16 protein-coding genes and 1 riboswitch are annotated in these 20231 nt (G+C 57.3%); of the genes, 7 read left to right on the forward strand and 9 right to left on the reverse strand.

Features of this window, described 5'->3' with window-relative positions; translation table 11 throughout:
• Positions 1–143: 143 nt before the first annotated feature.
• The 5 genes from HMPREF2547_RS09350 to HMPREF2547_RS09370 all read right to left on the reverse strand — a co-directional run bounded on the left by HMPREF2547_RS09350 (position 144) and on the right by HMPREF2547_RS09370 (position 5264).
• Positions 144–935: a lysophospholipid acyltransferase family protein gene (locus tag HMPREF2547_RS09350; RefSeq protein WP_049170252.1), complete on the reverse strand. Its 792-nt coding sequence runs from the start codon at positions 933–935 to the stop codon at positions 144–146.
• 102 nt (positions 936–1037) lie between these two features.
• Positions 1038–2051: an ROK family glucokinase gene (locus tag HMPREF2547_RS09355; RefSeq protein ID WP_049170251.1), complete on the reverse strand. Its 1014-nt coding sequence runs from the start codon at positions 2049–2051 to the stop codon at positions 1038–1040.
• 9 nt (positions 2052–2060) lie between these two features.
• Complete coding sequence (locus tag HMPREF2547_RS09360; RefSeq protein ID WP_049190492.1) at positions 2061–3215, reverse strand: glycosyltransferase family 4 protein; 1155 nt, start codon at positions 3213–3215, stop codon at positions 2061–2063.
• Positions 3216–3268: 53 nt separating this feature from the next.
• Positions 3269–4339 (reverse strand): NlpC/P60 family protein, encoded by a 1071-nt coding sequence (locus HMPREF2547_RS09365; RefSeq protein WP_353797117.1) that lies wholly within the window; start codon positions 4337–4339, stop codon positions 3269–3271.
• A gap of 346 nt (positions 4340–4685) precedes the next feature.
• On the reverse strand, positions 4686–5264 hold the full coding sequence (locus HMPREF2547_RS09370) for a C40 family peptidase (RefSeq protein WP_048731217.1): 579 nt from the start codon (positions 5262–5264) through the stop codon (positions 4686–4688).
• A 14-nt stretch (positions 5265–5278) separates the two neighbouring features.
• Positions 5279–5421, reverse strand: a riboswitch (cyclic di-AMP (ydaO/yuaA leader).
• A 413-nt stretch (positions 5422–5834) separates the two neighbouring features.
• On the opposite strand from HMPREF2547_RS09370, the gene HMPREF2547_RS09375 reads away from it, so the two are divergent.
• Positions 5835–7424: a DEDD exonuclease domain-containing protein gene (locus tag HMPREF2547_RS09375; protein WP_049170245.1), complete on the forward strand. Its 1590-nt coding sequence runs from the start codon at positions 5835–5837 to the stop codon at positions 7422–7424.
• Here the strand turns inward: HMPREF2547_RS09375 and trpD are convergent.
• The gene (gene trpD, locus HMPREF2547_RS09380) at positions 7421–8488 is read right to left on the reverse strand and encodes an anthranilate phosphoribosyltransferase (RefSeq protein ID WP_070605650.1); all 1068 of its coding nucleotides are present in this window, start codon (positions 8486–8488) and stop codon (positions 7421–7423) included. The genes HMPREF2547_RS09375 and trpD overlap by 4 nt on opposite strands.
• Positions 8489–9025: 537 nt before the next feature.
• Here trpD and HMPREF2547_RS09385 point away from each other — a divergent pair.
• The 5 genes from HMPREF2547_RS09385 to HMPREF2547_RS09405 all read left to right on the forward strand — a co-directional run bounded on the left by HMPREF2547_RS09385 (position 9026) and on the right by HMPREF2547_RS09405 (position 15334).
• Positions 9026–9640, forward strand: a complete 615-nt coding sequence (locus HMPREF2547_RS09385; RefSeq protein ID WP_088611596.1) for an aa3-type cytochrome oxidase subunit III — start codon at positions 9026–9028, stop codon at positions 9638–9640.
• A gap of 75 nt (positions 9641–9715) precedes the next feature.
• Positions 9716–10606: a cytochrome bc1 complex diheme cytochrome c subunit gene (locus HMPREF2547_RS09390; RefSeq protein ID WP_016423027.1), complete on the forward strand. Its 891-nt coding sequence runs from the start codon at positions 9716–9718 to the stop codon at positions 10604–10606.
• Positions 10603–11814: a cytochrome bc1 complex Rieske iron-sulfur subunit gene (locus HMPREF2547_RS09395; RefSeq protein WP_049170241.1), complete on the forward strand. Its 1212-nt coding sequence runs from the start codon at positions 10603–10605 to the stop codon at positions 11812–11814. Before HMPREF2547_RS09390 ends, HMPREF2547_RS09395 begins: the two co-directional genes overlap by 4 nt.
• Positions 11811–13439, forward strand: coding sequence for a cytochrome bc1 complex cytochrome b subunit (locus tag HMPREF2547_RS09400; RefSeq protein ID WP_016423029.1), 1629 nt, complete (start codon positions 11811–11813; stop codon positions 13437–13439). The genes HMPREF2547_RS09395 and HMPREF2547_RS09400 overlap by 4 nt, the downstream gene beginning before the upstream one ends.
• A gap of 167 nt (positions 13440–13606) precedes the next feature.
• Positions 13607–15334 carry an ABC-F family ATP-binding cassette domain-containing protein gene (locus tag HMPREF2547_RS09405; RefSeq protein WP_070605652.1) on the forward strand — a complete coding sequence of 576 codons (1728 nt, stop codon included), beginning with the start codon at positions 13607–13609 and terminating at the stop codon, positions 15332–15334.
• A 180-nt stretch (positions 15335–15514) separates the two neighbouring features.
• Here the strand turns inward: HMPREF2547_RS09405 and HMPREF2547_RS09410 are convergent, their stop codons facing one another.
• Both HMPREF2547_RS09410 and HMPREF2547_RS09415 read right to left on the reverse strand, forming a co-directional pair.
• The gene (locus HMPREF2547_RS09410) at positions 15515–15961 is read right to left on the reverse strand and encodes an aa3-type cytochrome oxidase subunit IV (RefSeq protein WP_016423031.1); all 447 of its coding nucleotides are present in this window, start codon (positions 15959–15961) and stop codon (positions 15515–15517) included.
• 35 nt (positions 15962–15996) lie between these two features.
• Positions 15997–17172, reverse strand: a complete 1176-nt coding sequence (locus tag HMPREF2547_RS09415; protein WP_049190506.1) for an aa3-type cytochrome oxidase subunit II — start codon at positions 17170–17172, stop codon at positions 15997–15999.
• Between the two features lie 500 nt (positions 17173–17672).
• Between HMPREF2547_RS09415 and asnB the strand changes: the two genes are divergently transcribed.
• Positions 17673–19598 (forward strand): asparagine synthase (glutamine-hydrolyzing), encoded by a 1926-nt coding sequence (asnB, locus tag HMPREF2547_RS09420; RefSeq protein WP_070605654.1) that lies wholly within the window; start codon positions 17673–17675, stop codon positions 19596–19598.
• 179 nt (positions 19599–19777) lie between these two features.
• On the opposite strand, the gene HMPREF2547_RS09425 is transcribed toward asnB, so the two are convergent.
• Positions 19778–20119: a HesB/IscA family protein gene (locus HMPREF2547_RS09425; protein ID WP_005512007.1), complete on the reverse strand. Its 342-nt coding sequence runs from the start codon at positions 20117–20119 to the stop codon at positions 19778–19780.
• Positions 20120–20231: the final 112 nt, after the last annotated feature.

Here is a 20231-nt window from a genome sequence, read left to right on the forward strand (position 1 = left end):
ATCCTCTCCAGCCTCGGCCTCGCGTCGGCTACCTCGCGACCAAAAGACCGTGGAGCCCTACCGAGCAAATCTTACCCATGCACCGAATCGCCATAGGAAGTGTGCAGCCCCACTGTCGCGAAAACTATCTGCGCCTAATTATTCTAGCGAGCGCGTCGGAACCAGCGACGAGGGGTCGGCTTCGGCCCCGGAGCCGGAGTAGTGAGCTCTCCACCCGGTTCGGTTCCCGCTGGATAGCCGGTGCCGGCCTCCAAGGACTTCTTCACATCAGTCGCGTAAGCATCGACATATTCCTGACCAGAAAGCTTCTGAATTTCCTTAATCAGGTCATCCGTCAGTGCCCTGGCCGCTTCATACTCATCGCTGTACTTGGCTTTGTACTCCGACGGATCAATCGGATCGCCGATAATCGTGCCGACCTTCACCGGACGAGGAATCCACGAACCAATCGGGTTGGCTTTCTCCGTATCAATCATCGCCATTGGGAACACCGGCACACCGGCCTCCAGCGCGACACGTGCCGCACCGGTTTTACCGCGGTACAGTCGACCATCGGGACTACGGGTGCCTTCCAAGGAAATGCCCAGCAGGTCACCGCGTGACAGCACCTTCAAGCCGGCGTTCAGCGCATCGCGAGCTGCATCACCAGAGGTACGGTCAATCGGCACCTGCCCCACCGAGGAGAAGAAGAACTTCTGGATACCGCCGACAAAGCCCGGCGTGGTGAAGTACTCCGCCTTCGCCAGGAACGTCAGCTGACGACGGCAGACCAGTGGGAAGAAAAAGTGATCCATCACAGCAAGGTGGTTCGACGCCATCAGCGCTGGACCTTCCTGAGGAATCTTCTCACCACCGATGTAGTACGGGCGATTATAGATCCGCAGCCAAGGGCCAATGAGGATGTACTTAAAGAACTTGTACCAGCGATTATTCACAGTTTAAAACTATACAGGTTCAGTTGGTCCGACGATCCATCTCCGCAGCCATTCCCCCACCTTTTCGCGGGCGAATTCCCCTGCAATCCCCAAATTGACGCTTTACGACGATGTCGCACCCTCGGCAGCCACAACGCTGCGCGCAATATCCGCCGCACCAATCAACCCAGCATCCGCACCTAGTTCAGCGACCCGCACATCCGCTACCGGACGATAGCCAGCGCCGGTGAGATTGCGGGCAAACTCGGCCTTGGCCTTGTCCAGGTATAGATCAGACGCCGAGGCAACACCGCCACCGATAACAATCAATTCCGGATCAAAGACATCGCCCACCATCGACAGGCCACGCCCCAGCCAGGTAGCAAAGTCATCAATCGCAGCTAGAGCCAATTCATCCCCCTGGCGAGCAGCCGAGACGACATCGGTACCAGTTACCGAGCCGGCCACGAGCCCGTCGGTAAGCCGCGAGAAGTAGCGACCGGATTCAGAGAGTTCCTGAGCGGTGGTAACCAACGCCGTACCCGAGCAGTAACGCTCCAAGCAACCACGCTTTCCGCAGGAGCAGGGACGACCATCCGGCACAACGGTGAGGTGGCCGAATTCCGGCGCCGTGCCGTACGCGCCACGGTAAATCTCACCCCCCTGCATCATCGCGCCGCCGATTCCCGTACCCAGCGCAAACAGCACCCAATTATCCGCACCGCGAGCCGCACCAAAGCGATACTCACCCCAGGCGGCCGAGTTGGCATCGTGCTCAAGCTGCAGCGGACATGGGAGAAGCAAGGATAAACGCTTGACGACGTTCGCATCGCGCCACGGCAGATGCGGGGCAAAACGAACCGTCTGGCGGTCAGAATCCAAAAAACCAGCTACAGCTAAACCGATGGCGCTGACATCTGGAAAGCGTTCAACCAAGCGCTCGGATGTCTGGACAATGCCACGTTCAATGGCATCCACACTGCCATCAGAACTGGTCTGAACTCGATACAGCACCTGCCCATCAGCGCTGACCACTGCAGCGCGCAGGTTTGTTCCACCAATATCAAAACCGATAGCCGGGCGATCAGCGGCGTCGGACTCGTCTGAGTTCGGATGAATCGGAATATCGGTGGACATAACAGTTGATTATAAAGGGATTGCGCAGGTTCGGAGAATTCGGCGAGCCCGAGCAGCCATGACCTCCCAGGTCCACGACTGCACAACATGCTCCCGACCACAGGCTCCCATCGCCGCCGCGCGCTCCGGATTATCCAAAATCTCAACCAGCCCGGTGGCGACGCTGCGCTTCGAGGCCCCGTCGACAACGATGCCAGTTTCGCCATCGATAACTGTCTCCGGGGCGCCACCAGACTTGCCAGCTATGACAGGGACACCGCAGGCCTGTGCTTCCAAGTAGACAATGCCGAGGCCTTCTACATCGAGGCCACGTCCGCGGGTTCGGGCGGGCATGGCAAAAATGCTGGCCGCATTGTAATAGGCGGGGAGGTCATCATAAGAGACCTTGCCGGCAAAAATAACCTGCTCGGAGACCCCGAGCTTTACTGCCAGCTTTTTCAATTCTCGGTTCAACGGACCAACGCCCACGATCAGCAACCTGGCATCCGGGTGCTGCTCAAGAACCTTAGGCATGCTGCGAATCAGCATATCTTGGCCTTTTCGGCGCACTAGCCGAGAAATACAGACGATAAGCGGCTGGGACTCACCGATTCCATGGTGCTGCCGGATCTTCTGTCCCGCCTCGGGGTCCGGGGAAAATCGCTCGATATCGACACCGGAAGGCAGGCGTTCAAATGCTGTTTGCGGACCAAAGGCTGCCGCAAATCGACCACGGGTGTAGCGGGAAATATAGGTCACAACATCGGAGCTCTTACCAATGCGCCTCAGCATCTGGCGGGCCAATGGCAGCATCGACCAGCCCACTTCATGTCCGTGAGTGGTAGCAACGATGCGGGTGGCACCTGCGCGACGGCATGCGTCGGCAAGCAAACCAAGTGGCGCGGCGGCACCAAACCATACGGTGTCAATGCGTTCGGTGCGAATAATCTGAGCGGCGCGACGAGCTACGTGCGGCAGTGGCAGCAGCACGGAATCACGCATGCGATAAACACGGTACGGTAGCGACTCGTCGTAGGCGCGGAGCTTTTCTTCGGGGGCTCGCGAGGACGCGAGGACTACGAGGTTCTCCGGATCCAAACGAGCACAGAAATCACGCAGGTAGGACTCGATTCCACCATCGCGAGGCGGGAAGTCATTCGTAATGAGCAGTACGCGCGCAGACATGGAGCCGAGTTTATCTACCTTGACTAAAAGGACGCGAGGTCACCTGCCGCTAGTTAGAAGCGGACAGCGCCTTGGTACGGGCCACCTTGGTCGATGGAAACGACCTGGACTGGAATACCGTAGTCGGAAGCATGGACAATCTGACCATTGCCGATGTACATGCCCACGTGCGTGATTCCCGGGTAGTAACCGATGATGTCGCCCGGCTGCAGCTGGTCGCGGCTCACCGGAGTACCACCGGCGAGCTGTGCCTGCGAGGTCCGCGGGATGGACTTACCAATCTGCTGGTACGCCCAGTACATCAGGCCGGAGCAGTCGAATGCGGAGGGACCAGCAGCTCCCCACGAGTACGGGGAACCCAGCTTCGACATCGCGGCATCAACTGCGGCGGAAGATCCGAGCAGTTTGTCCAACCCTTCGGTAATTGGGTTGTTCTTGGAAATCCAGATTTCCCGCTGTTCGGGGCTCAGCGATTCAACCATGGACTTGACATGCTCGGCGCGCTCATCAAATTCGGCGCTGCGCTTGTCCAAATCATCGCGGCGCTTGGCCAGGTCATCGAGCTGCTTGCGGATATCGCCCTGCAGACGCAGCGCATTGGCCTTGCCATCCTCGGCATCCTTGCGGGCTTGCACCGCACGGCTGACGACTTCATCGTTGTCGCGGAACATCTTGTTGATGTAGCCGGCACGGTCGATAGCGTCCTGAGCACTGGAAGATCCCAGGGCGGCAGACAATGGGTCGACGATTTCACCACGCATCCGCTTCTTCGCGAAGTAGGAAATCTCACCAGAGAGCGCCTTGAGATTATCCTGTGCTCGGAGAACCTGATCCTCAGAGTGCTTCAGTTCCCCTTCGGCGTGCCGGAGTTCCTCTTCCTTGGCCTGAACCTGAGAATCCAGCTCGGTAACTTCCTCAGAAACCGCTTCGGTATCCCGAGAAATCTTCTCCAACTCTGCAATAATGCCGTCTGCAGTAGCCAGATCCGGGGCTGGCTGTTCATCCTGCGCAGAGGCAATCGGCGCCAAACCTACGGAGCCAAAGGTTAGCCCAGTCACGACCGTAAGCCCGACTACACCGCGACGAGAGTTGTGGCGACGGCGAGAGGCACGGTGACGCGACAAATCCAAACCCTTTTCAAGTTGTGTATTCAAATTTCTTCCCCGAAAAACAAAACATCAAACCACTTGACGCATTCGAGCAAATTGTAGCAGCCTTGCCGCGGAACAACACACCGACAAACCGCCAGCACAAAGGGGTATCCAAAGGGAGTAACCAGGATAGCCCTTCGACTCCACGCATTGCGTAACCGCAGTAGAAAAACAAAAAATGAGGCGAGTGCCCCTATAGTGCTTTACGACGCGCATAGCGTCAGCACCCGGGCGCTCGCCTCAGTGCCCCCTCGGTAAAAAGAGAGCCAAGGCTCTGCGGGGCATCAAGGCCCCGCAGGTTGTCATCCGTTCAAACAGATTAGAAGCGGACGAAGTTGTGAACCGGCATGTAGTTCATCGGAGCTTCCTTGACGACATCGCCGGACTGCGGAGCGTGAATCACGTTGCCGTTGCCGGAGAAGATGCCGACGTGGGTAGCGCCAGAGTAGAAGGAAACGATGTCACCCAGTGCCGGGCTGGAGACCGCGGTACCCTGGGAAGCCTGCGCCTGGGAGGTACGCGGGATCGACTTACCGACCTGCTGGTATGCCCAGGAGGTCAGACCGGAGCAGTCGAAAGAGTTCGGACCGGTAGCGCCCCACACATACGGGGAACCGATCTTGGAACGTGCAGCGGAGACGATAGCCGAACCAGTGGACGGTGCTGCAACGTTTGCAACGCTGCCGGAGGTAACCTCACCTGCGATGTCGTTGAACTTGCCAACAACATCCTGCATACCTGCAACCTGCGGGGTATCGAAGCCGTTCAGTGCGCCCTGGATGTCGTTCAGCGGGTTAGCGTTAGCGGTCGGAACTGCGAGAGCGGTAACGCCGGCGACAGTTGCGCCAAATGCGACTGCGTTGCGTGCAAAGTTAGAACGGCGGTGGTGCTTGCCCATTGTTTTGAAACTCCAAAATCTTCCTGTTTAGCCGACCGGGTTAGCTGACGGGTTCGGAAGAATGGAAGACTTCCTACCCTCCGGGATTTCCCTTTGGGATTCACCCCATGGTTCGAGGTGGGTCCCCGGCTCGAATCCCCTGAGGCTCTCACTACTTAGACCCTCAGGACCTTCGATAAGGCTCTGTGTTTTCTTATCAATGACCGGCACCAACTCAGTGGCCCCGTTTCAATGTCTCGATAAGGTTACGAAATGGCATCAAGTTTTGTCTAGCCGTTTGTCCAGAAAACCGCTCGAGGCCCGGTTGTTACCATCGATAGAACTAAACCGTTACCAAGCTGTTACAACTAAACACTCCCCCTATAGCGGAATAATAACAGTTTGATAAACGTGTCACTACCTGGCATTTTGAAGTCCGCCGAGAACTTTACACTTAATGCCTTAAAGTCGACACATTTTTATCGCGGGCTCAAAACGTGTTTTATGTCACACTCCAGCTTGCAACAGCTCAATTTGCTCAAGTTTCACAGTTTTAACACCACTAGGAGCGCTCAGCATAGGATTATTGACGTGGATTCAGGACAACAGCACTTCCCTCTCGAAGGCACCGTCGATGATTCTCTTTTCAACACCACCTTTGTCGTCGTAGACCTGGAAACGACCGGATTGAAGGCCAAAAACGACCACATCATTGAAATTGGGGCCATCAAAACCCGTGGCGGTAAGACAATTGGCACCTTTTCCAGCTTCATCGACCCCGGTATGGAGATCCCCGACCACATCACATCTCTGACCGGCATCACTACCGCCGATGTTGAAACCGCCCCACAGCTCGGCACAGTTATTACTCAGTTCCTCGAATTTGCCCGGGGAAGCGTCTGGGTTGCGCATAATGCCAAGTTCGATATTGGATTCCTCCGCCAGGCTTGCACAGATTTGGGCCTAGATTGGCCGAGCCCCAGTGTCGTAGACACCCTCACGTTGGCGCGTCGCGTCCTCGACCGCTCACAAGTTGGCAGTTTCAAGCTCTCACAGCTCGCACGGTACGTCGGTTCTCCGAATCGCCCCACCCACCGGGCGCTTGACGACGCAATCGCAACCGTCGACGTCCTTCACTACCTCGTGGAGAGACTAGCTGGCGATGAAGTACAAACAGCGTCCGAGCTAGTGCACTACTCGCCCACCGTCGCTCCAGAGGTTCGTGCTAAACGGCACCTTGCCGATGGAGCTCCGCACACCCCTGGTGTCTATGTTTTTCGGTCAAGAAATGACGACCCCTTATATATAGGTACAGCTCTCGATTTGCGACGTAGACTTCTGCAGTATTTCAACGGTACTGATTCTCGTCGCAAGATTACGGAAATGGTCTCTCTAGCCGAACGCGTCGAGATCATCGAGTGCCCGCACGGCTTCGCTGCAGAAATTCGCGAGGCTCGTCTGATCTCTGCACTCCGTCCGCCCTACAACCGACAACGCACCGAACCAACCCGCGGCTGGTACATCGTCCCCACTAGCCCCGGTCGGCCTGCCAAGATTAGCCGGGCAGTCACCGACGCCCGCAGCCTAGGTCCTTTCCGCACGCGCGACACCGCTACTGCCATCCGCGACAGGTTCTCCGCGCTTAACGACGACTTTGCGATAACAACCGCTCAGATCTCCACCACCGGCGCAGACGAGATCGCAGACATGATTGCAGAGATATCAGCACTTGCCGAAGCACACCGCTTCCAACGCGCGGCAGTGCAACGTGACCGCGCCGCGGAGTTCATTATCAGCTTGGACAAGCAGCAGCGCCTGAGCATGCTTGCCGCCATCCCATCTCTGCAAGCCGCTTTCCCCGATGGCAATGGCGGCTGGCATCTAGCGGAAATTCGCTACGGCAGGTTGGCCGGCGCCAGCACCGCACCACGTGGCGCGGAAATGAACTACATCATCGAGCTCATGGAGAGTTCAGCCCAAACAGTCACTCCAGATGATTCCTTATATAAAGGAGCATCGATTGATGAACTCAGTATTATCTGGAAATGGCTGCAGCGCCCGGAGGTACGAATAAAGCCCACCGGAGGCGAGTATTCCTACCCTAGGTTAGGCGCAGGAAAATACCTTCAGTGGGCAATTGACGCGCAGCAAGCACGTCGTGAAGCGCGACGCGAACCTTAACCCTTCATCGCCGCGGTAAGGATGTCCAAGCACAGCCCCGACTGGAGCGTTTCCTTGACCTCTTCAATGGAGTCGGCCATAGCTTCCTTTAGCGGACGGCCACTCAGACCACGCGAAATGGCGATTGCGGCGGCGGAGTTAAGGATGACTGCATCGCGAATCGGGCCTTCGAGCTCGCCAGCCCAAATGCGACGTGCAACATCAGCGTTGTAAGCAGGGTCACCGCCACGCAGCGCGTCAATTTCGGAGTACTCCATGCCATAGTCATGTGGATCGATGGCATCTTCGGCAACTCCACCGTTTTCCACAATAAAGACCTTGGTGGGGCCAGTAACGGTAATCTCGTCGAGGCCATCGCTTCCGCGAACCACCAGCGCGCGCTGACCACGGCGGGCGAAGGTGTCCGCCATCGTCTCCATCTGATCTTCGAAGGCACAGCCAATCAAGCTCGCCTGCGGGCGTGCTGGATTCGTCAGCGGCCCCAACAGGTTGAAGACTGTCGGAACCGCTAGCTCCTTACGCACCGGTCCAGCGAAGCGCATGGCCGGATGAAAGCGAGCGGCAAAGAGGAAGCGCACGTAGAAATCCGGATGTTCCGGAGAAGTAACGAGACCGTTCTCAATGTCGATGCCAAAGGCCTCCAGCATGTCAGCTCCGCCCGACTTCGAGGAAGCCGCGCGGTTACCGTGCTTGAGCACCGGCACACCGCTGGCCGCGATAACAATCATGGACATCGTGGAGATGTTGACGGTATTTGCGCCATCACCACCGGTGCCGACGATATCGACTGCACCGCGCTCAATAACACCGGCGAGCTGTGGATCATGAACTGGGCGGGCAAATGAAAGCATGCCCTCAGCCGCAGCATCGAGCTCGGCAGCCGTAATCCCCTTGGCGAGGAGACCGAAAGCAAACGTTGCGGTCTGCACGTCTCCGGAAGCACCGGACATGATTTGATCCATGGCGAATCGAATGCCCTCACCGGAAACTTCGCGGCCAGCGCCAATCGTGGAGAGAACATGGCGCCAGTTTTCGACCGCCCCCTTATCGCCGATCTCGCTCATCGCCACTCCCTTCCACTAGATAGTCAAGTCTGTATTCGTACTTTATTAATACAACTGCACCTAGGTACTGCTGGCTATCCCGCCCACCAGGCGCACCACATCACAGGGCTGTTGAAAAAAACCCCACCGTGATGTACGTAATAAGACAAGATACCTCCCCCATATATCCAGCGCATCACCAGGTCCACCTTTTGCGTTCACCGAAAATCTCACCCCCATTGGGGCAACTGGAAAAATACGATATTAAACAGAGCCGAACCTGCGATAAACTAACCGACAACTGATGTCGCAGTATCGCTAACCCAGGTTCACCGGAGGTGAACCTGGCAGTCCAGGGGATGGACACCGCGCAACTCAGCACAACCAAACCCTCGAATTCGCCCGCGTCGGATAAAGACACCGGAAAGTTCCCATCAGGGGGAAAAATTAGTGAAATTCTCAGAAACCTTTCCTCGCGACCTGGGATTTTAGGAATTTTTATACAAAAACGGGGGTTGCAACGTGACTACTCCTTAAGAACAGTACATACTGTTAGTTGTGACGAGCGCAGTTGAAAATCAAGGTATGACAGCACCACGTCGTGCTGCGACACTGAACCGACCGAATATGGTCAGTGTCGGCACGATTGTGTTCCTGTCTCAGGAATTAATGTTCTTCGCCGGTCTGTTCGCGATGTACTTCGTGTCACGCGCGAACGGCCAGGGCGATTCGTGGGATTGGGGTACCGGCCACCTCAATGTCCCGTACGCACTATTGATCACCGTGATCCTAGTGTCGTCTTCGTTCACTGCCCAGTGGGGCGTGTTCGCGGCCGAGCGTGGCGACGTTTTCGCACTCCGTAAGTGGTACGCACTGTCTACCGCCCTGGGTGCAATCTTCCTCGTCGGCCAGGCTTACGAGTACTTCACACTGGTTAGCCACGGTCTGACCATTCAGAACTCCATTTACGGTTCGGTCTTCTTCATCACCACCGGATTCCACGCAGCCCACGTCCTCGCGGGTGTGCTGGCTTTCGTTGTGGTGCTTATCCGTACCTCCAAGGCGAAGTTCACCCCGGCACAGGCCACTGCTGCCATCGTGGTCTCGTACTACTGGCACTTCGTCGACGTCGTGTGGATTGGCCTGTTTATCACCATCTACTTCATCCAGTAGGCCGTATTGGCCGTCCTTTGTTTAGTACGGCCTACAGCCCATCCACTTTCCACGAACAGTATTAAAGGGAAAAAGATGGAAAACACTACCTCCGAAACCAAGGACACCACGTCCTTGGCTGCGGCCCCGAAGTCAAAGGGCCGCCGCAAGATGCGCCGTACTGCCTCCGGCATTATGGCTATGGCTCTCGCCCTCACCGGCGCGGGCTTCCTCGCTAATGCTCTGACCCCTGATGCACAGACGGCTACTGCTCAGCAGGATGAAGCCGCAATGATTCAGCAGGGCAAGGAGCTTTACGACGTTGCTTGTATTACTTGCCACGGCGCCAACCTTCAGGGCGTTAAGGACCGCGGCAAGTCGCTGATCGGCGTCGGCGAAGGCTCGGTTTACTTCCAGGTTCACTCCGGTCGTATGCCGATGCTCCGCAACGAGGCTCAGGCAGCACGTAAGACCCCGCGTTACTCCGAAGAGCAGACGCTGGCTATCGCAGCCTACGTCCAGGCTAATGGCGGCGGCGCCGGCATCGTCCGCGACGAGGACGGCTCCATCGCTATGGAGTCGCTACGCGGTAAGAACGCTGGCCCGAACGGTGAGCTTGACAAGGCTGACGTTGCTCGCGGTTCCGAGCTGTTCCGCCTGAACTGTGCATCCTGCCACAACTTCACCGGTCGTGGCGGCGCACTGTCCAGCGGTAAGTACGCACCGGTCCTGGATCCTGCAAATGAGCAGGAAATCTACCAGGCCATGCTGACCGGCCCGCAGAATATGCCGAAGTTCTCTGACCGCCAGCTGTCTGCTGACGAGAAGAAGGACATCATCGCCTACATCAAGAACGCCAAGGAAACTCCGACCCCGGGTGGTTGGGGCATTGGTGGCATCGGCCCAGTTGCTGAGGGCCTTGTCATGTGGATTGTAGGCATTGTCGCTCTCGTAGCGGCCGCTCTTTGGATTGGATCCCGCCGATGAGTAATAACGAAAACAAGAAGTACAGCTCCGAAGAGCTGTCGAAGATGAGCAATGCGGATCTCGCTCGTCTGGGTGCTGAACTCGATGACGTGACCATTGCTTACCGCAAGGAACGCTTCCCGATTGCCAACGACCCGGCTGAAAAGCGCGCGGCTCGTGGTGTCACCATCTGGCTGGCACTGTCGGTCATTCTTGGCCTGGCATTCATCGCCATCTACCTGTTCTACCCGTGGCACTACAAGGGGCACGGCGAAGAGGGTCTGTGGCTGTACACTATGTACACCCCGCTGCTGGGTATCACCATCGGTGGCTGCATCGTCACCCTGGGTATTGGTGCAGTTAAGTTCACCAAGCGCTTCATTCCGGAAGAGATTTCGGTTCAGCGCCGCCACGATGGTCCGTCCGAAGAGGTCGACCAGAAGACCATCGTTGCCCTGCTGAACGATTCTTGGCAGACCTCCACCCTGGGTCGTCGCTCCGCTATCAAGGGCCTCCTTGGTACCGGCGCCGTCCTGGCTGGTATCGGCATGATCCTTCCGCTTGGCGGCATGATTAAGAACCCGTGGAAGCCACGCCACGACGTTGACGTCACTGGTGACGGCACCCTGTGGACCACTGGCTGGACTCTCGTCGAGAAGGGCCACAAGGTTTACCTGGGTCGCGACACCGGCGCTATCGCTGAAGAGGGCGTACACGGCTACACCACTAAGGGCGTTTCCCGCCTGGTTCGCCTCCGCCCAGAGGACCTGTCCGCAGGTTCCATGGAGACCGTCTTCCCTCTTCCGGAGGAGGACGTCAACGACGGCGACAAGTACTCCAAGGATGCTGATGTCTACGAGGCACACATGCACTCGATTCACGGCTCCCGCAACTCGGTCATGCTGATCCGTCTGCGTTCCCAGGACGCTGAAAAGGCAATCCTGCGCAAGGGTCAGGAAGACTTCCACTACGGCGACTACTTCGCCTACTCGAAGATTTGTACACACATCGGTTGCCCGACTTCTCTGTACGAACAGCAGACGAACCGTATTCTCTGCCCATGCCACCAGTCGCAGTTCGATGCACTGCACTACGGCAAGCCGGTCTTCGGTCCAGCTGCTCGCGCTCTTCCAGAGCTGCCGATCAGCGTTGACGAAGAAGGCTACATGTACGCAGAGGGCAACTTCATTGAGCCCGTCGGTCCGGCATTCTGGGAGCGTCAGTCATGAGTAATCCAACGAAACTAGCAACCGCTGCTAAGAATATGGATGACCGCTACACCCTGTCTGGCGGCATGCGTAAGCAGCTCAATAAGGTATTCCCTACCCACTGGTCCTTCCTGCTGGGCGAGATTGCACTCTACTCCTTCGTAGTCCTGCTCTTCTCGGGTGTTTACCTGACTCTGTTCTTCGACCCGTCGATGTCGAAGGTCATTTACGACGGTGCCTACGCGCCGCTCAACGGTGTCGAGATGTCTCGCGCCTACGAGACCGCCCTGCAGATCTCCTTCGAGGTTCGCGGTGGCCTGTTCATTCGCCAGATTCACCACTGGGGTGCTCTGCTGTTCGCCGTGTCCATCATGGCGCACATGTTCCGCATCTTCTTCACCGGCGCATTCCGCAAGCCGCGTGAGGCTAACTGGGTCATCGGTTCCATCCTCCTGCTGCTGTCCGTGGCAGAGGGCTTCATGGGTTACTCCCTGCCGGACGACCTGCTTTCCGGTGTTGGTCTGCGTATTATGTCCGCAATCATCATCGGTCTGCCGATTATCGGCACCTGGCTGCACTGGATGATGTTCAACGGCGACTTCCCGGGTGACATGATTATCCCGCGCCTGTACATTGCACACGTGCTGATTCTCCCGGCCCTGCTGCTGGGTCTGATTGCCGCTCACCTGGCTCTGGTCTGGTACCAGAAGCACACCCAGTTCCCTGGCGCAGGTCGTACCGAGAACAACGTCGTCGGCGTTCGTATTCTCCCGATCTTCGCAGTCAAGTCCGTTTCCTTCGGCCTGATTACGTTCGGCTTCCTGGCGCTATTCGCTGGTATCTTCCAGATCAACGCAATTTGGAACCTTGGCCCGTACAACCCGGCGCAGGTTTCCGCTGGTTCCCAGCCGGATATCTACATGCTGTGGACTGACGGTGCTGCCCGTGTCATGCCGCCGTGGGAGCTTTACTTGGGCTCTTACACGATCCCGGCAGTCTTCTGGGTCGCCCTGCTCTGTGGTGTTCTGGTTGTCCTGCTCTTCGCTTACCCGTTCATCGAGGCGAAGATCACCGGCGACAACGCCCACCACAACCTGCTGCAGCGTCCGCGCGACGTGCCGGTTCGCTCCGGCCTGGGTGCCATGGCTTTGGTCTTCTACACCCTGCTGACTCTGTCCGGTGGTAACGACCTGATCGCATACCACTTCCAGATCTCGCTGAACGTGATGACCTGGGTTGGCCGTATCGGTCTGATCATCCTGCCTCCGATCGCTTACTTCGTCACTTACCGAATCTGCATCGGCCTGCAGCGCTCTGACCGCGCTGTCCTGGAGCACGGCATCGAGACGGGCATCATCAACCAGCTACCTGATGGTTCCTTCATCGAGGTCCACCAGCCACTGGGTCCGGTCGACGAGCACGGCCACGCCGTTCCGCTCGAGTACCAGGGTGCTTACGTCCCGAAGACCATGAACGAACTGGGCGCCGCTGGTAGCCCGGGTCGCGGTAGCTTCTTCAGCCCGGACTCCCCGGAGATCGCCGAAGAGGCAGCTCGTATCGAGCACGAGAACCACGAGCAGCAGGCTCAGATGTTCCGTGACCTCGAAGCTCAGAACGCTGAAGAGCGTCGCCAGCTCGAGCAGTAAAACTCCGCGGTAGGTTTTCTACTGCGCTCAAATAAGACCACCCCGGTCCGCATCCACTTCGGATGTCGACCGGGGTGGTTTTTGTTCCCCGGATTCCTGCGCGCTCGTCTTGCACCCCACATATGTCAGATAACAAATCTGCTGTCTACCAGTACTAAAATGGACATATGTCTACCAGTCCCTCCCCCACCACCGACCTTTCGAACAACGCCACACAGCTTGTCGCCAACGGTGTCAACTTCGACTACGAGGCCACGCCTGTTCTGCGCGATGTCTCGCTCACGCTTTCCGACGGCGATGTCCTCGGATTGGTTGGAGACAACGGAGCCGGCAAATCCACTTTTCTTTGGCTGCTGTCGGGTCGTCGTCGGCCCACGAGCGGTACGGTGACTCATATTGGCACGCGTGTGCTCGGCTCTCAGGAGTTGGAAGCTCCTTTCGACTCCACGGTGCAAATGCTTATCGATGAGGCTCTCGGCCCCTCGAAACGTCGTCTAGCGGAGTTGGAAGAGGCAGCTGAGGCGATGTCCTTAGCAGAGACCCCAGATGAGTCTGAGGCGGCAGAGAAAGCGTACTCGAAGGTCTTCTCGGACGTCATAGCTCACGATGACTGGAACGCCGAACATAACGCAGAGATTGTGCTCGACCACCTCGGCCTGACCGGTACTGCTCCCGACGGCGCTCCCCTGATAGAGCAACTAACCACGGAGATTTCCGGCGGGCAGCGGGCGCGACTGGGGCTCGCGATTACGCTGATTCGAAAGCCAGAGATTTTGCTTCTCGATGAGCCCACCAACCATCTCGATGAACGCGGTCGCCAGCTCGTAATTGACACCATTCAGAACCACCCTGGAGTGGTTGTGGTGGCAACACATGACCGCGACTTCCTAGATGCCGTTTGTACTGTAATTGGAGACTTGGTGCCGGGGCGCCCTGGTATTGGGCTGTTCCGTGGTAATTACTCCGACTACGCAAAGCACCGTCGCCACCAGCGTGAGCTATGGGAGCACCAGTGGCGCTCCGAGGAGCATGAACGCAATCGGTTGGAAGACACCATCGAGAATGGCGCCCGTGAGGTTTCACCAGGTCGGGCAATGACCGACAATAACAAGATGGCTTATGACCGGCGTGGCGGTCGTGTAGAGCGGCAGATCGCCCGCCGCGTGCGTTCGGCTAAGCAGCGACTGGATGAGCTGACCGAGGAAGGTGTGGAGCGTCCGCCGGCGCTACTGGGCTTTGATGCCCCGTTGACGGCGCCCCTACCGACCAAGCGCGCTGCTTCGGGAAGCGATGAGGATTTTCACCTCAAGATGCGCGGTGTGGTCGTCCCAGATCGAATTCGAGTTGGTTCACTGACTATTCGTCCCGGAGACAAGGTCGTTATCACAGGCCCTAATGGGGCCGGCAAATCTACCTTGTTTAAGACCATCATGGGGCAAGTTGAGACGCAGGCTGGCGAGGTGCGTATCGGCGAGAACTGTCGAGTAGCCATGCTGGCTCAGGAACAAGACTGGGAAAACCCAAACAAGTCCGCCCGTGAGTTGTACGACCTTGCTCCCGATGCCCGCGTGCCTCTCGACGACTTTGGATTGCTTAGCCCCGAGGATGCCAATCGCCCGGTAGGAAGCCTCTCCATCGGCCAGCAACGACGTGTGGCGTTAGCGTTGGTCGTAGCCAACCCGCCGGAGATCTTGCTGCTCGACGAGCCTACCAACCATCTGAGTGTGGATCTGATTGAGCAGGTCCAAGACGCAATCGCATCTGCAGAGGGCACAATTATTTTGATTACCCACGATCACCGCATGATTAACTCGCTCGAAGCGCGTCATCTGCAGGTGACTGATGGTGAGGTCATCGAACTGCCTAAGGGGCAGAAACCCGTCGAATTCGCTTGATACGGAATCACATACTTACCACTCACCTACCGACTGCGGAGCCTAACCGGCAAAGTAACGCCGGTTGGGATCTCTCTCCCCCACTTGCCCAAACAAAAAAGTCTCTCCCACTAACGCCCTTGTTAGTGGGAGAGACTTTTCGGTTATCTACGACTGTGGTTCAGTCTGATTGCACTCGGACTAGTGCTTCTCCGGCGGAGTGATGTACTGAGTGTTGAGCTTGGTGCCGGAGACGATCAGAATTACCGCGCCAAGGACAATCAGCCAGTAGGCCATGAATGCGATGCCGTAGCCCATGAGGAGGATGCCCATGGTCATCACGAACGGCCAAATCGAGCTAGCGGAGAAGAAACCGAGGGTACCTGCACCGTCGGCAATCTCTGCCTCTTCGAAGTCGGCCGGGGTGATGTCGGAGCGGCGCTCAGTGAAGTGGAAGTATCCACCGAGCATCAGAGTCATCAGAGCTGCGAGGACCAGGCCGGTTGCGCCAGCCCACTCGAGGCGACCCTGGCTTTCGTTGATGACGTTACCGGTGTCCTGGAGGTACTGAGTGCCGAAGATGTAGACGACAGCCATGAACCCCAGGAACACGGTAAGTCCGTAGAAGAGCTTTGCTGCAGACTTCATTTGAGAACTTCCTTTAAGTAAGAATCTTGCTGGGTTTACTTGGCGGTCGCGTTCAGGTCAATGGTGTTAGCACCACGATCACCCATGTCGCGGGTGTCGACACGACCGGAGTTGAACGGCGAAGTGGAGACTGCGAATGCCGGCTCACCGATGTGCTTCAGAGCATCAGCGTTAGTAGCTTCTGGGTTCTCCTGGCGGAACTTGATGTACTCGGTGAATGCCTCACGGGAGACAGCACGAATCTCGAAGTTCATCATTGCGTGGTAGGTACCACACATCTCGGCACAACGGCCAACGAATGCGTTCTTGACCTTGTCGCTCGGGTTGTCCTCTGGTCGGTTGGCAATCTTGTCCGAGTCAATCTTTTCGATCTGGAAGACACGGTTGGACTTGTTAGCCTCCGGGTGCGGGAACACGTCGCGCTTGAAGAGGAACTCCGGAACCCAGAAGGAGTGAATCACGTCAGCGGACGCGAGGTCGAACTGGATTGCAGTGTCTTCCGGAACAACGAGGACCGGAACCTCTTCGGTGGTACCGAGGGTCTCAATCTCGTCGTAGTGCAGGTAGTCGAGGCTCTCCTTGGAGCGTCCGTGAACCGGGTGCTCCTTCTGCTTTGCGCGATCCTCAGCGGACGGAACCTCGTGGCCGCCCTCGGTGAAGAACTGCTCATCAGCCGGCTTCTCAATACGGCCGTTGTATTCCTCGCCGCCCATCAGGTCAGCGGAAATGTTGGCGTAACCGAACTTCCAGTTCCACTGGAAACCGGTGACGTCGACGGTAACTTCCGGATCCTTATCCAGGGCAGTGACCTTGTCCTGAGTCTGAACCGTGAAGAAGAACAGAGTCATCACGATCAGAATCGGGAGAATGGTCAGAGACAACTCAACCGGAACGTTGTATGCAGTCTGGCGCGGGAACTCGCCCTTGCCCTTCTTTTCAGCCTTCTTAGCTGTGAAGTTTGCCATCGAGTAAAGGGTAACGCCCCAAACGATGATGCCGATAATCCAAGCTGCAACCCAGGTCCAAACCCAGAAGTTACCCATGGACTGTGCTTCCGGGGTCACACCTTCCGGCCAACCAAAGCGGAGCAGCTTGAAGAAGCCGTTCTCCGGAGGATTAACATCGCAGCCGGCAAGCAAGGCTGCGCTACCGGTGGCAACGCCGAGGACGCCGAGCTTACGGGCGACTCCGAACTTTCTACGCTGATTCACGTGTGTCTGCCTTCCTGATCCACACAATTTTCGATAACCGATTAAGGTTTCGTCCTACCCAAGCAGAGTAGTCGATTCTTAAGCTTTCTCCACAATAAATATGGCTGTGGGGTGCCTTTGAGTATATCTGCCCTAATAAAATACTGAGAAAGACCCGCCTATCGGGGGTGGCATTCTCACCAGTTACACCCTGTTGACGCTCCTAAGTCTATGAATTTTTTAGTGTTTGTGCCACGCGCTGACGCACACACCGTCCCGCGCAACCTTGCCCCGAGCCCTAGACACGGCAAACTCAGACATTCTCGCTTTTCCCCAAAAGGCATTAAAGTAGGTGCAGCATTTCTATGTGGCGCCAATCTGGGGTTCAACCCAGCTACTCAGCCACGCGGCGGTCCTTCACGGCCACCGGTTAAGGCGACAACCAGTCGCGCTGAGCCGCTAGCTACGGAGCTGTCGAAAATCCATTAAGTGACACTAAGCGAAAGGTGCGCGCACGAAGCATGTGTGGTCTTCTCGGAATCCTGGCTGCAAATTCTGACGCAGCGGAGCTCGTTCCCGTTGTCGAAAGGGCCCTGCCCTGCATGCGGCACCGCGGCCCTGACGATGCAGGCACGTGGCACGATGAGGACGCAGTTTTCGGCTTCAACCGCCTATCCATTATTGATATTGCCCACAGCCACCAACCGCTGCAGTGGGGACCAGAGAATCAGCCGAATCGTTACTCCATGACCTTCAACGGCGAAATCTACAATTTCGTCGAACTTCGCGAGCAGCTGGAGAAGAAAGGCTATGCTTTTAATACCTCCGGCGATGGTGAACCTATCGTCGTTGGGTTCCACCACTGGGGAGCGGACGTCGTAAAGCACTTGCGCGGCATGTTCGGCATTGCCATTTGGGACAGCGTCGAGCGCAAGCTTTTCCTGGCGCGCGATCCGTTCGGCATTAAGCCACTCTACTACGCCACCACAGAGCGTGGCACAATTTTCGGTTCTGAGAAGAAGTCCCTGCTCGAAGCTGCGCCGGAGATGGGCATCGATGCGAAGAAGCTGAATAAGCGCGCACTGGAGCACTACGTCGATCTGCAGTACGTTCCGGAGCCGGAGTCGCTGCACACTGACATTGTTCGTCTGGAGTCGGGTTGCACTGCCATCGTTACGCCTGGTGGCGAAGTTAAGCAGACCCGCTACTTCAAGCCAAATTTCCCGATTCAGCAAGTGGCCAAGGGCACTGAGCAGGACGTTTTTGACCGCATTGCCCGTGCGCTGGAGGACAGCGTCGAGAAGCATATGCGTGCCGACGTCACGGTGGGCTCGTTCCTGTCGGGAGGTATCGACTCCACTGCGATTGCAACTTTGGCCAAACGCCACAACCCGAACCTGCTGACGTTTACCACCGGCTTCGAGCGCGAGGGCTTCTCCGAGGTCGATGTGGCTGCCGAGTCCGCCGCCGCCATTGGCGTCGAGCACATTGTGAAGGTCGTCTCGCCGGAGGAGTTCGCCGGGGCGATTCCGAAGATTATGTGGTACCTCGATGACCCGGTAGCTGACCCTGCACTGGTGCCGCTGTACTTCGTGGCCGCAGAGGCTCGTAAGCACGTTAAGGTCGTACTGTCCGGTGAGGGCGCAGATGAGCTCTTTGGTGGTTACACCATTTATAAGGAGCCGCTGTCGCTGAAACCGTTCGACAAGGTTCCCTCTCCCCTGCTGCGAGGTCTGGCTAAGGTCGGCGAAGCTCTGCCAGAAGGTATGCGCGGCAAGTCGCTGCTGCAGCGAGGCACTACTCCGCTGGAGCAGCGCTACTACGGCAATGCTCGTTCCTTTAACTTTGAGCAGCTGCAGGAAGTCCTGCCGTGGGCCAAGCAGGAATGGGACCACAGCGATGTCACGGCACCGATTTACGCGCAGTCTGAAGGCTGGGACCCGGTGACTCGGATGCAGCACTTGGATCTGTTCACCTGGTTGCGTGGCGACATTCTGGTCAAGGCCGACAAGATTACCATGGCCAACTCCCTGGAGCTGCGCGTGCCGTTCCTCGACCGTGTGGTCTTCGACGTTGCACAGACGCTGCCGGTGGACATGCGTGTTTCTCACGGCACCACCAAGTACGCACTGCGTCGCGCCATGGAGCAGATTGTTCCGGAGCACGTCCTCAACCGCCGCAAACTGGGCTTCCCGGTGCCGATTCGCCACTGGCTGGCAGGCGACGAACTGCACGGCTGGGCCGAGGACATCATCCGCGAGTCCCAGACCGATGAGTTCATTAATAAGGACGCCGTGCTCAAGATGCTCGCCGAGCACCACCCAACCGAGCGCGATCACTCCCGCCGCCTCTGGACCATCCTGGCCTTCATGGTCTGGCACGGCATCTTCATCGAAGACCGCATCACTCCGGACATCGAGCAGCGCGACTACCCCGTCGAGCTCTAGCTCGCTTTACGACGGTCCCCGCGATTCAGCCCCATCCTGCCCCGGCAGGCTGTCACCATCGCTGGGGCAACCAATAGAAAAGGCTCGGACCTCACTCAGTTAACAAGAGTGAGGTCCGAGCCTTTTTACTATCCGACGCTTTTCACAGCGTCTGCTGACAGCTCTGCTCAGCTAATGACTTAGTTGAAGGAGTCACCGCAAGCACAGGAGCCAGTGGCATTCGGGTTATCGATTGTGAAGCCCTGCTGTTCAATGGTGTCAGCAAAGTCGATGGTGGCACCGGACAGGTACGGAACCGACTGGCGATCAACGACCAGCTTGACGCCACCGAAAACTTCGGCGACATCGCCGTCGAGGCTGCGGTCATCGAAGTAGAGCTGGTAGCGCAGGCCGGCACAGCCGCCCGGAGCCACGGAAATACGCAGTGCCAGGTCGGTGGCACCTTCTTGGTCCAGAAGTGCCTTTGCCTTGGCAGCCGCAGCTTCGGTCAGGGTAACGCCAGTGCTCTGAGCAGTAGTCATAGCGCGTGTCCTCCTTGTTGAAGTGTTTAAGTATGCGAGTCGACCCCAAGGTCGGCTACGTCATTATTTATCACAACCTTACCGGCCAGTCTTTAATTCCCAATTCTGGGTT

It is taken from the genome of Corynebacterium sp. HMSC055G02, assembly GCF_001809065.1.
In the GTDB taxonomy this organism is placed as follows: domain Bacteria; phylum Actinomycetota; class Actinomycetes; order Mycobacteriales; family Mycobacteriaceae; genus Corynebacterium; species Corynebacterium jeikeium_D.

Bases quoted from the DNA above. Each gene is read 5' to 3' on its own strand.
- HMPREF2547_RS09355 (WP_049170251.1), bottom strand. From the start codon at position 2,051: ATGTCCACCGATATTCCGATTCATCCGAACTCAGACGAGTCCGACGCC.
- HMPREF2547_RS09360 (WP_049190492.1), bottom strand. From the start codon at position 3,215: ATGTCTGCGCGCGTACTGCTCATTACGAATGACTTCCCGCCTCGCGAT.
- HMPREF2547_RS09370 (WP_048731217.1), bottom strand. From the start codon at position 5,264: ATGGGCAAGCACCACCGCCGTTCTAACTTTGCACGCAACGCAGTCGCA.
- trpD (WP_070605650.1), bottom strand. From the start codon at position 8,488: ATGAGCGAGATCGGCGATAAGGGGGCGGTCGAAAACTGGCGCCATGTT.
- HMPREF2547_RS09390 (WP_016423027.1), top strand. From the start codon at position 9,716: ATGGAAAACACTACCTCCGAAACCAAGGACACCACGTCCTTGGCTGCG.
- HMPREF2547_RS09395 (WP_049170241.1), top strand. From the start codon at position 10,603: ATGAGTAATAACGAAAACAAGAAGTACAGCTCCGAAGAGCTGTCGAAG.
- HMPREF2547_RS09400 (WP_016423029.1), top strand. From the start codon at position 11,811: ATGAGTAATCCAACGAAACTAGCAACCGCTGCTAAGAATATGGATGAC.
- HMPREF2547_RS09405 (WP_070605652.1), top strand. From the start codon at position 13,607: ATGTCTACCAGTCCCTCCCCCACCACCGACCTTTCGAACAACGCCACA.
- HMPREF2547_RS09410 (WP_016423031.1), bottom strand. From the start codon at position 15,961: ATGAAGTCTGCAGCAAAGCTCTTCTACGGACTTACCGTGTTCCTGGGG.
- asnB (WP_070605654.1), top strand. From the start codon at position 17,673: ATGTGTGGTCTTCTCGGAATCCTGGCTGCAAATTCTGACGCAGCGGAG.
- HMPREF2547_RS09425 (WP_005512007.1), bottom strand. From the start codon at position 20,119: ATGACTACTGCTCAGAGCACTGGCGTTACCCTGACCGAAGCTGCGGCT.